The organism is Kitasatospora sp. NPDC057198, assembly GCF_042670125.1.
Lineage (GTDB): Bacteria > Actinomycetota > Actinomycetes > Streptomycetales > Streptomycetaceae > Kitasatospora.
This window is the reverse complement of sequence record NZ_JBHUWH010000259.1, coordinates 1-10,912: the sequence shown is the minus strand read 5'-3', so window position 1 is coordinate 10,912 and position 10,912 is coordinate 1. Positions and strand designations below refer to the sequence as shown.

Here is a 10,912-nt window from a genome sequence, read left to right as displayed (position 1 = left end):
ACGGTCTGCCGGGGGCCGCGGGCGCCGAAGCGCTCGGCGACCGCGGAGGCCAGGGTGGAGGGGGAGAACGCCCGCTCCAGGTGCGGCTGCGCGGGCCGGTGGTCGACGTCCCAGTGTTCGCCGCGGCCGCTGACCAGCACGTAGTCGCGTTCCAGCCGGGTGGTGCCGCCGACGGCGGTGCCGAGCGAGACGCCGACCCGCCAGGGGTCCTCGCGGTCGGGGTCGAGGCCGGCGTCGGCGACCGCCTCGGCGGCGGCGACCAGCGCGAACTGCACGTACCGGTCGTTGCGGTCGACCTGTTCGGGGGTCAGGCCGTGCACGGCGGGGTCGAAGTCGCACTCGGCGGCGATCCGGGAGCGGAAGCCCTCCGGGTCGAACAGGGTGATGCCGCGGGTGGCGGTGCGGCCCTCGGTGAGCAGTGACCAGAACCGGGGGACGCCGATGCCGCCGGGGGCGACCACGCCGATCCCGGTCACCGCGACCCGGCGCGTCACGAGGCCGCCCCGGCCGGTTCCGGCGGTCCCGCTTCGGTGGCTTCCTCCTCGGTGTCGACGTGACCGAGTTCGGGGCGCGGGGCGAGCGGGCCGAGGTGGAAGACCATCCGGGCCTCGGTGGAGCCGACGTTGCGGAAGCGGTGCCGCATCCCGATCGGGATCATCATTCCCTGGTCGGGCCACAGCCGCTGGGTGACCCCGTCGAGGTCGACCTCCAGCTCGCCGGAGATCACGAACACGAACTCCTCGGAGTACGGGTGGTAGTGCTCGCCGATCCGCTCCCCCGGTTCGACGATCGCCACTCCCATGAATCCGCTGGTCGCGCCGACCGCCGGCGGGGTGAGCATGGCCCGCAGGTCGCCGCCGCGCTTGCGGTTGGGGGGCGCGTCGTCGACGTGGACGATACGTGGCATCTCGGTGGTCACGGTGGACTTCCTCTCGTGGCGGGGCGTACTGGGTGGGGGGTGGTCAGTCCTCGGCCGAGGTGCGGTCGGTGACGGGGGTGGTGGCGCACTCGGCGAGCAGGCGGCGCAGGCCGTCGTGGGTGCGCTCGGCCGGTTCGGCGAGCTTGCCGAGGACGGCGGCGGCGCGCGGGCCGGCCAGGCCGAGGGCGGTGGCCGGGTCGTCGGCGGGGTCGCCGAGCAGGTCGACCAGCCGCAGCACCAGGTCGTCGTGCCGGTAGACGGTGGCGCGCACCAACGGGCTGCCGGGGTCGGCGGCGGCCTGCTCGTCCTCCTCGGCGAGCAGCTCGGCGAGGGCCGCGCCGGCGCCGGGCCGGACGGGGTACAGGTAGGCGTGCCGCTGCACCGGGCCGGTCTTCAGCCCGGCGTGGTGGTGGACGGCGGGCAGGGCGGCGCGCTGGAAGAAGTCGCGGGCGGACAGCGGGTCGTCCAGGTCGCGGTCCTCCTCCAGGTACGGGTTGAGCGCCTCCTCGACGGCCCGCACCCCGGGCTGCCGGGCGACGTGCCGCAGCGCGGCGGTCAGGTCGCCGGCCACCTCGACGCAGCGCATCACCCGGTTGCCGCGCATGAACAGCGAGGTGCGCAGCAGGCGGGTGGTGTCGTCGACCCGGGCGTCCGGGGAGCGGTAGCCGGCCAGCAGTTCGGCGGCCCTGGCCTCGGCGCCGGGCTTGACGGTGAAGCTCAGCGCGTGCCGGACCACGCCGTCCGGGCCGGGGCGGACGGCCCCGGGCACGCCGGGGTGGTGCTCGCCGGGGCGCAGCGGCGGGGCGGTGGTGTCGGTGGCCGCGGTGCCGCGGGTCTCGCGCAGCACGCTGTAGCGCAGCGAGCGGGTGTCGCTGACGCAGCCGTGCATCGGCTTGACCATCTCGCGGTGGGCGGGGCTGTCGACCCAGGCCAGGAACGGTTCGGCGCTCTCCCACTCGCTGGTGATCAGCCAGCGGGACGGGTCGTCGATGGACTGGCAGAGCTGGTCGCTGATGTGCCCGGGGACGGCCGAGACCTGGTAGCGCAGCAGTTCGTACGCCTCCAGGAAGCGGTCCTGGGCGCCGTCGTGGACGTCCAGCATCAGGACGACGCGGAGCCGGCCCGGGGTGGGCCGGCTCGCGGTGGTGGTCTCCTCGGGGGCGGAGAGCAGGGTCATGGCGGCGGAATCCTGTCGTCGGTTCGCGGTTCGTTCCCGAAGGGCCCCCGTCCGGCTCCGGGATCGGACTCCGGGCGGCCGGGCGGGGCAACGGTTCGCCCTCGATCGTCAGGTCGGGAGCGGGGAGCGCGCGAGACTTCGGGGCCATCCGGGCGAAGCACCCTGAGTGGCCGTCAGCGACGGGGGATGGATGTCCCGTCTGGCGCGCCCAGCGCCCTGCACGGATGGAGCAGAGTCGATGAACACACAGATGGCGGACCGGGTTCCGGTCCTGATCGCGGGCGGATCGCTGGTGGGGCTGTCGGCCTCGCTCTTCCTCGGCCGGCTCGGCGTCCCGCACCTGTTGGTGGAGCGGCACGCCGAGACCTCCCGGCACCCGCGCGGCCGCGGCAACAACCTCCGCACCATGGAGCTGTTCCGGGTCGCCGGGGTGGAGGAGGACGTCCGGGCCGCCGCGTCGGTGCTGGCCGACAACCACGGCATCCTGCAGGCCGAGCGGCTCTCCGGCGGCGAGCAGGAGTGGCTGTTCCGGGAGATCGACCCGGGCGGCGGCCTGGCCAGGTTCAGCCCGTCCGGGTGGTGCCTGTGCAGCCAGAACGACCTCGAACCGGTGCTGCTGCGGCACGCCGCCACCCGCGGCGACCTGCGCTTCAACACCGAGCTGGTCTCCTTCGAGCAGGACGCCGGCGGGGTGGACGCGCTGCTGCTCGACCGCGCCACCGGCGAGGAGCGCGCCGTCCGGGCCGACTACCTGGTCGCCGCGGACGGGCCGCGCAGCCCCGTCCGGCAGCGGCTGGGCATCGGGCAGTCCGGGCGCGGCGACCTGTTCCACAACGTCTCGGTCACCTTCCGCGCCAAGCGGCTCGCCGAGGTGGTCGGCGACCGGCGCTTCATCGCCTGCTACCTGACCGACCCGGCCGGCGCGGGCGCGCTGCTGCCCGTCGACAACCGCGAGGAGTGGGTCTTCCACCTGCCCTGGCACCCCGAGCGCGGCGAGCAGGTCGAGGACTTCACCGACGCCCGCTGCACGGCCCACATCCGGGCCGCGGCCGGCGTCCCCGACCTGGACGTGGAGATCACCGGCCGCGCCCCCTGGCACGCCGCCGAGCGCGTCGCCGACCGGTACGCGGCCGGGCGGGTCCTGCTGTGCGGCGACTCCGCCCACGAGATGCCGCCCACCGGGGCGTTCGGCTCCAACACCGGCATCCAGGACGCGCACAACCTGGCCTGGAAGCTCGCCGCGGTACTGGCCGGCTGGGGCGGGCCGCGCCTGCTGGAGTCGTACGAGACGGAACGGCGGCCCGTCGCCGTGCAGACCGCGGCCCGGGCCGCGGCCCGCTCGGTCGAGCACCAGCACCCCGGCTTCGACGCGGCGCCGGTCGGCGGGCCGCGCACCAACGTGCTCGCGGTGGCGCTCGGCTACCGCTACCCCGAGGGCGCGCTGGTCGGCGCGGACGCCACCGCCGGGGTCGTCCCGGAGCGCTTCGCCGCGACCGGGGAGGTCGGCACCCGGGCCCCGCACCTGTGGCTGCGTGACCGCGACGGGGCGCGCATCTCCACCCTCGACCTGTTCGAACGCGAGCCGGTGCTGCTGGCGCCCGCCGCGGGCGGCGGGCGGTGGCCGGAAGCGGCCCGGACGGTGACCGGGGAGACGGGCGTGCCGATCAGGTGCCTGCTGGTCGGCGAGGGCGGCGACCTCGTCCCCGAGCCCCTCCCCGAGACGCCCGCCGCCGGGCCCCGGGGCAGTGCGCCGAGCGGCTGGCCCGCGGTCTACGGGCTGCGCGAGGGCGGCGCGGTGCTGGTCCGTCCGGACGGGTTCGTCGGCTGGCGCGCGAGCAGCCCGGTCGGCGCCCCGGTGGCGGCCCTGCGGGTCGCGGTGCGCGGGGTCGCGGGGCTGTAGCTCGGGGAACGGCGAGAGCGAAATCAGGGGCTCGGGGAACGGCGAGAGCGAAATCAGGGGCTCGGGGAACGGCGAGGCCCAGTCTGCTGGCGGTTCACTGCCGTTGGGCGCATCGGCTTCGGGTTCTGTTTACGGCACGCAGCAGCACGGACACTTCGATGGGCTCCGGCCATCAGCAGCACGGACCCGCCGTTCCCCGGGCCCCTGATTGTGCATGCTCGTCTGCCGAAGGGTTCCCCGGGCCCCTGGTTTCTCGCTACTCGCCGTTCTTGCCCGAGCCCCTGATGGTGCGTCCCGCCGTTCTCGGTCCTGCGGAGCTGTTCAGTGGCGCGTGGCGGCCAGGAGGGCGAGCAGGACGAAGGCGAGGACCACCGCGAGGCTGAGCTGGAAGGCGACGGGGTAGTCGGCGGGGGTGTGCAGGTGGGAGAAGAAGGTGGCTCCGACGGTGGCGATGCCGGCGGCGGAGCCGATCCGCTGGGCGGTCTGCAGGACGCCGCCGGCGGAGCCCGCTCGGGCGACGGGGACGTCGTTCAGGGTGAGGGCCTGGTTCGGGGAGACGACCAGGCCGCTGCCGAGGCCGGCCAGCAGGAGCGGGAGGGCGGTGGCCCAGCCGACCTCGGGGCCGTCGAAGAGGTGGACGGCGAGGGCGGCGAGGGCCAGGCCGACGGCGACGGTGGTGAGGCCGACGGCGATCAGCCGGCGGCCCCGGCGGGTGACCAGGCGTCCGCCGACGGTCGAGGAGACCGCGGAGGCGAGCGCGAAGGGGGTGATCGCCAGGCCCGCCTGGAGGGCGCTGTAGTGGCGGCCGGACTGCAGGTAGAGGGTGAAGACGAAGAAGACCGCGGTGAAGCCCGCGAAGTAGAGCAGCGAGACCAGCGCGCCGCCGGTGAAGGAGCGGGTGCGGAACAGCTCGGGGTGGATCAGCGGTTCGCGCCGCCGGGCGTAGCGGCGCTCCCACCACGCGAAGGCGCCCAGGACGAGCGCGGAGCAGGCCAGCAGCAGCCACTTGCGGACGTCGTGCCACTGGGCCTGGACCAGCGGGAGCAGCAGCAGGACGGTGCCGGTGCCGAGCAGCAGCACGCCGACGGGGTCGAAGTCGCGGCGGGCGCAGGTGGCGGGGGTGGGTGCGGGCAGCAGCCGGTGGGCGAAGGGGAGGGCGGCGATGCCGATCGGGAGGTTGACGTAGAACACCCAGCGCCAGCCCTCGGCGGTGCCGAACGCGGCGATCAGCAGGCCGCCGAGCAGTGGGCCGACGGCGGTGGAGAAGCCGATGGTGGTGCCGAGCAGGCCGAAGGCGCGGGCCCGTTCGGCGCCGCGGAACAGCTGTTGGATGAAGCCGGAGACCTGCGGGACGAGCAGTCCGCCGGACATGCCCTGGAGCAGCCGGGCGACGACCAGCCAGGTCTCGCCCTGGGCGGCGCCGGCCAGCGCGCTGGTGGCGGTGAACAGGGCGAGGCCGGTGAGCAGGACCGGGCGGCGGCCGACCGCGTCGCCGAGCCGTCCGGCCGGGACCAGGACGAGCCCGAAGGCCAGTGAGTAGCCGGACAGCACCCATTGGAGCCCGGCTTCGGACATGTGCAGTCCGTCGCGCACCGACGGCAGGGCGACGTTGACGATCGACACGTCGAGCAGGGTCATGAACCCGGCGACCAGGCACACCGCGAGGGCCCGCCAGCGGCGCGCCTCCTCGGGGGCGGGGGTGTCGGCGGTGGTGGGCTGGGTGGCCATGCGGGGTTCCCTTCCGTCCGGCGTCCAGTCTCGGAGGCGCCGGGGGCGGCGGGCGGGCGGCGCGCCGGGGGCGGGGGCCGGTCGGCTGACGGCGGGTCAGGGGGCGGGCGGCAGGTCGAGCGGGATCCGGCGGGCGTCGGCGACGGCCGGCGGGGTGGCGCCGAGGTCGGTGAGGGTGGTGACGACGACGGCGTCGGGGCCGGGGAGCCAGTTGCTGGTCTTGGACTGGACGGTGACGGTCTGGACCTGCGGGGTGCCGTCGCAGACGACCAGGGCCGGGGAGGTGCGGGTGGAGCCGAAGGCGGTGGTGGCCGGGTCCTCGGGGTCGCTCTGCTCGACCGAGGTGTTCAGCGAGCGGGGCTGGTCGGTGGGCGCGCAGGTGTAGGCGAGGGCGACCCTGGCCCGGCCGGGGATCCTGGGGTCGATGACGGCCCCGGTGATCGTGACGGCGGTCGGCGGCACCTGCGGCGCGGACGGGGGCGCGGAGGACGGGGGCGCGGAGGACGGGGACGGGCTCTCCGGCGGCTGTCCGGTGCCGGTCGGCGCGGGGGACGTGCTGGGCGACGGCGCGGGGGCCGGGTCGTCGCCGGGCGCGGGGGCCGGGGCGGCGAGGGCGGCCGCTCCGGCGGCGAGGGCGAGCAGACCGGCGGCGGCGAGGGGACGGAGGTGCACGGCGGGGCCTTTCGGTCGACGGCGTGGTTGCTCCGACTCTCCGTCAGCGCGGCGGGCCGGGCGAGCGGTCGCGCCCGGGCGGGTGTCAGCCCGCGCGGTACGGGAGTTCGATCTCCGCCCAGACCACCTTGCCGTGCTTGGTGGGGCGGCTGCCCCAGCGGTGCGCGAGCTCGCTGATCAGGTGGATGCCGCGGCCGCCCTCGTCCTCCTCGGCGGAGCTGCGCAGCCGGGGCGGCTGGCCGCCGGCGTCGGAGACTTCCAGGGTCAGGGTGCGGTCGCGGAAGATCCGCAGGCGGCGCGGGGCGTCGGCGTGCAGCAGGGCGTTGGTGACGAGTTCGCTGACCACGAGTTCGGCGTAGTCGGTGAGGCCGGACAGGCCCCAGGCGTCCAGCGTGGCGCGGGTGAAGCGGCGGGCGCGGGCGGGTAGCGGGCCCTCGCTGGGCAGCAGCAGGGTGGCGATCCGGTCGGCGGGGACGGGCAGCACGCGGGCCATGATCATGGCGATGTCGTCCTCGGTGCCGTCGGTGACCAGGGCGGAGAGCGCGGCGTCGCAGCTCTCCTCCAGGGTGCGGCCGGGGGCGGCGAGGGTGCGGGCGAGCAGGTCGATGCCCTCGTCCAGGTCGCGGCCGCGGCGCTCGACCAGGCCGTCGGTGTAGAGCGCGAAGGTGGCGCCGGGGGGCAGCGTGAACTCGATCGACTCGAAGGCGCCGCCGCCGATGCCGAGCGGGACGCCGGGCGGCAGGTCGACGACGTGCGCGGTGCCGTCGGGGTCGACCCGGACGGGCGGCAGGTGGCCGGCCGAGCAGACCACCACGCTGCGGTCGACGGGGTCGTAGACGGCGCACACGCAGGTCGCGAACTGGCCCTCGCCGATCGCCGAGGCGGTCTCGTCGAGCCGGCCGAGGACCTGTTCGGGCGGCAGGTCGAGGGTGGCCAGGGTGCGGGCGACGGTGCGCAGCTGGCCCATCGTGGCGGCGGCCCGGATGCCGTGGCCCATCACGTCGCCGACCACCAGGGCGACGCGTCCGCAGGACAGCGGGACGACGTCGAACCAGTCGCCGCCGACCTCGCTGACCACGCTGGAGGGCAGGTAGCGGTGGGCGATCTCCAGGCCCAGGGTGCGGTGGATCTCCTGCGGCAGCAGGCTGCGCTGCAGGGTGAGGGCGGTCTCCCGTTCGCGCCGGTAGAGCCGGGCGTTGTCGATGGCCAGCGCGGTGCGGGCGACGAGCTCCTCGGCGAGCGAGACGTCGGCGGCGCCGAACGGCTCGGGGTTGCGGGTGCGGACGAACTCGGCGCCGCCGAGCACCATGCCGCGGGCGATCAGCGGCACCAGCAGGTAGGAGTGGATGCCGGCGGCCATGCCGGGGGCGACCCGTTCGGGGTCGGGGACCAGGCCGCGCAGCACCTCCTCGTCCACGTGCGGCTTGAGCAGCGGGCGGCCGCTGCGCAGGCACTGGGTGTAGACCCGGTGCGGGCCGTACTCGGTGGTGCCGCCGACGGCGTCGGCGGCGCCGGTCAGCCCGGAGCCGTACGCCTCGCCGACCGCGACGGCGCGGACCTGGATGGCCCGCTCGGGCTGGATCGGGGCGGGCTCCTCGCCGCGCAGCACCGGTTCCAGCAGGTCGACGGTGGCGAAGTCGGCGAACTTGGGGACGATCGCCTCGACCATCTCCTCGGCGGTGCGCCTGAGGTCGAGGGTGGTGCCGATCCGGGCGCCGGCCGAGGCGAGCAGGGTCAGCCGCTCCTGGGCGCGGGAGGCGCGGGCCTCGGCGTGGAAGCGCTCGGTGACGTCGATGATGGAGGAGGAGACGCCGAGCACCTTGCCGGTGGAGTCCTCCAGCCGGAAGTAGGACGCCGACCAGGCCCGGTCGCGGCGCGGATCACCGGGGACGCGGCCGTACGAGCGGGCGTCGACCACCGGTTTGCCGGTGGCGATCACCTGCCGCATCACGTTCTCGATCTCGGTGGCGTTGATGCCGGGCAGCACGGCGGAGATCCGGCGGCCGAGGTGCTCCTCGGCGCTGAGGCCGTTGATCCGGGCGAGCGCCTCGTTCAGCCGGACGAAGCGCAACTCGGTGTCGTAGACGGCGAGGCCGATCGGGGACTGGTCGAAGAAGCCGTCCAGCACCGCCAGGTCGGACTCGACCTCGTGCAGCGCCCCGGCGTCGGAGGCGGTGGCCAGCAGCATGGTGCGGCCGTCGGGGCCGGCCACCGGGTAGGTGTGGAACTCCAGCTCGACGGTGGAGCCGTCGCGGCGGCGCACGGGGTGGGTGCCGGACCAGCCGCGGCCCGCGACCAGGCGGTCGAACAGCTTCTCGGCGGCGGCCCGGTCCTGCTCGGGCAGCAGCAGCCGGATCGGGTGGGCGCCGATGGCCTGTTCGGCGGGCCAGCCGGTGAGCGCCTCGGCCTCCTGGCTCCAGTGCAGGATCCGGCCGTCGTCCTGCACCAGCGCGGTGGCCAGCGGGACCAGGCGGTGCCCGGCCAGGCGCGCGGCAGGGGCGCCCGCCGCGTCGCGGTCGGGCTTGCGTTCGAACCCGTGCGTGCTCAGTTGGCCACCTGCCCGGTACCTTCCCCGGTTCCGCCGGTCGTTCCGGCTTCCACCAGACTGCACGGCCCGCCGGGCGCTGGCGACTGGTGGTCGGGCGGGCGGTCGGACCGGAGATGCGAGTCTGCTCGATTCGGACCGGTTCGGGCAAGAGTGTGACCTTCAACTGCCGGTCGCGGGGCGCCCCGGCGCGGTCCCACCCGGCGGGGGCGGCGTCCAGCGGCCGGGGGCGGCGGCCAGCGGCCGGGGGCGGCGTCCAGCGGCCGGGGGCGGCGTCCAGCGGCCGGGGCCGATACCTATGCGGCGTCGTCTATCCGCGGCCGCCGGCGGCGTGGCTGCGCTCCGTGTCGCGGGCCCGCAGTTCGCGGCGGAGGACCGTACCGCCGGCCGACCTCGGGACGGCCTCCAGGAACTCCACCCCGCGCAGTTCCTCGTGCGGGGCGACCCGGCGGGCCACGTACTCGACGACCTCCTGCTCGGCCAGTTCGCAGCCGAACGCGGGCACCACGTACGCCTTCGGGTGCTCGGCGCCGTGCGGGCCGGTGACGCCGACCACGGCGGCGTCGGCGATGCTCGGGTGGGTGCGCAGCACGGCCTCCAGCGCGGCCGGGGCGATCCGGGGGCCGCCGCGCCCGATCAGCTCGCCGACCCGGTCGACCACGAACAGCCAGCCGTCGGCGTCGACGCGGCCGACGTCGCCGGTGTGCAGCCAGCCGTCCGCGTCGACGGTGGCGGCGGCCCCGGCCGGTCGGCCGAGGTAGCCCTGCATCACCTGCGGGCCGCGGAACAGCAGTTCGCCGTCCTCGCCGGGGCCCAGGTCGCGGGGCGGCCCGTCGAGGGAGCGGACCCGCAGTTCGGTGCCGGGGACGAGGCGGCCGACGGTGCCGGCCGGCGGGTTCGGTTCGCCGGGCGGGACGAGGTGGGTGAGCGCGGAGAGCTCGGTCGCGCCGTAGCTCCGGAGCAGGTGCGGCAGGCCGAGGCGGCGGGCCGCGGCGGCGGCCAGGGCCGGGTCCAGCGGCGCGCCGGTGCTCAGCACGTGGCGGACCGAGGACAGGTCGAAGCGGTCGACCAGCGGGTGCTTGGCCAGCGCGAGGACGATCGGCGGGGTCACGTGCACCGTCTCGACGCGGTGGCGCTGGATCGCGGCGAGGAACTGCTCCAGGTCGAAGCGGGGCAGCACGACGACGGTGGAGCGGGCCCGCAGCGGGCGGTTGAGCAGGGCGGTCAGGCCGTGGGCGTGGCTGAACGGCAGCACCGCCAGGACGCGTTCGCCGGGGCGCGGGCCGAGCAGGGCGTCGGCCTGGAGCAGGTTGCTGGACACCGCCCGGTGGGTCAGCATCACGCCCTTGGACGGGCCGGTCGTCCCGCCGGTGTACGGCAGCACCGCCAGGTCAGTAGCCGGGTCGAACCGCGGTTCGGGCTCGGGGGCGGAGCCGGCGGCCAGCTCGGCGAGCGAGCGGTGGGCCCCGGCGTCCCCCGGGCCGTCCGGCCGGTCCGGCCCGTCGCAGCGGAAGATCCCGGCGACCGGGTGCCCGGCGGCGGCCCGGCGGGCGACCGGCAGCAGTTCGGCGGTGGTGACGATCCAGCGGGCGCCGCAGTCGCGCAGCCGGCGGGTGAGCTCGGCCGCGCCGACGAGCGGGTCGACCGGGGCCACGACCGCCCCCGCGCGGGTGGCGCCGTAGAGGGCCAGCGGGTAGGCGAGCGAGTTCGGGCTGTGCAGCACCACCACGTCCCCCTTGGCCACCCCGGCCTCGGCGAGGCCCGCGGCCAGGCGGCGGGTGGCCGCGTCCAGCTCCCGGTAGCTGACGCCGCGGCCGGTCGAGCCGTCGACCAGGGCCGGGCGTTCGGCGTGCTCGCCGGTCGCGCAGCCGCCCAGGACGGCCTCGTGGAGCGGCCGGTCGAGCGGGGCGACGGGCGGGTGGTCGCTGTGGAACACCAGGTCGCGGTGGAACACCATGCGGGCCTCCGGGC

The 10,912-nt window shown here is 76.0% G+C and carries 8 protein-coding genes; 1 reads left to right on the top strand and 7 read right to left on the bottom strand.

What is annotated here, in order from left to right:
* The 3 genes from ACFUEL_RS25545 to ACFUEL_RS25535 form a co-directional block, all read right to left on the bottom strand.
* Window positions 1-494, bottom strand: a 494-nt coding sequence (locus tag ACFUEL_RS25545; RefSeq protein ID WP_380239095.1) for a beta-ketoacyl synthase N-terminal-like domain-containing protein, incomplete at its 3' end; no start/stop codon positions are given.
* A complete protein-coding gene (locus tag ACFUEL_RS25540; protein WP_380239094.1) occupies window positions 491-919 on the bottom strand; it encodes a cupin domain-containing protein in 429 nt (142 codons plus the stop codon). The genes ACFUEL_RS25540 and ACFUEL_RS25545, both read right to left, overlap by 4 nt.
* 43 nt (window positions 920-962) lie before the next feature.
* Window positions 963-2,096: a SchA/CurD-like domain-containing protein gene (locus ACFUEL_RS25535; protein ID WP_380239093.1), complete on the bottom strand. Its 1,134-nt coding sequence runs from the start codon at window positions 2,094-2,096 to the stop codon at window positions 963-965.
* A gap of 238 nt (window positions 2,097-2,334) precedes the next feature.
* Here ACFUEL_RS25535 and ACFUEL_RS25530 point away from each other — a divergent pair, with 238 nt between their 5' ends.
* The gene (locus ACFUEL_RS25530) at window positions 2,335-3,996 is read left to right on the top strand and encodes an FAD-dependent oxidoreductase (RefSeq protein WP_380239092.1); all 1,662 of its coding nucleotides are present in this window, start codon (window positions 2,335-2,337) and stop codon (window positions 3,994-3,996) included.
* A gap of 321 nt (window positions 3,997-4,317) precedes the next feature.
* On the opposite strand, the gene ACFUEL_RS25525 is transcribed toward ACFUEL_RS25530, so the two are convergent.
* The 4 genes from ACFUEL_RS25525 to ACFUEL_RS25510 all read right to left on the bottom strand — a co-directional run.
* Window positions 4,318-5,724 (bottom strand): MFS transporter, encoded by a 1,407-nt coding sequence (locus tag ACFUEL_RS25525; protein ID WP_380239091.1) that lies wholly within the window; start codon window positions 5,722-5,724, stop codon window positions 4,318-4,320.
* Window positions 5,725-5,820: 96 nt separating this feature from the next.
* Complete coding sequence (locus ACFUEL_RS25520) at window positions 5,821-6,396, bottom strand: hypothetical protein (protein ID WP_380239090.1); 576 nt, start codon at window positions 6,394-6,396, stop codon at window positions 5,821-5,823.
* Window positions 6,397-6,481: 85 nt separating this feature from the next.
* The gene (locus tag ACFUEL_RS25515) at window positions 6,482-9,007 is read right to left on the bottom strand and encodes a SpoIIE family protein phosphatase (RefSeq protein WP_380239089.1); all 2,526 of its coding nucleotides are present in this window, start codon (window positions 9,005-9,007) and stop codon (window positions 6,482-6,484) included.
* 244 nt (window positions 9,008-9,251) lie between these two features.
* On the bottom strand, window positions 9,252-10,912 hold a 1,661-nt coding region (locus ACFUEL_RS25510), incomplete at its 5' end, for an AMP-binding protein (RefSeq protein WP_380239088.1).

What these genes read in the sequence shown, in the direction of transcription:
- ACFUEL_RS25530 (WP_380239092.1), top strand. Translation starts at nt 2,335, where the DNA reads ATGAACACACAGATGGCGGACCGGGTTCCGGTCCTGATCGCGGGCGGA.
- ACFUEL_RS25525 (WP_380239091.1), bottom strand. Translation starts at nt 5,724, where the DNA reads ATGGCCACCCAGCCCACCACCGCCGACACCCCCGCCCCCGAGGAGGCG.
- ACFUEL_RS25535 (WP_380239093.1), bottom strand. Translation starts at nt 2,096, where the DNA reads ATGACCCTGCTCTCCGCCCCCGAGGAGACCACCACCGCGAGCCGGCCC.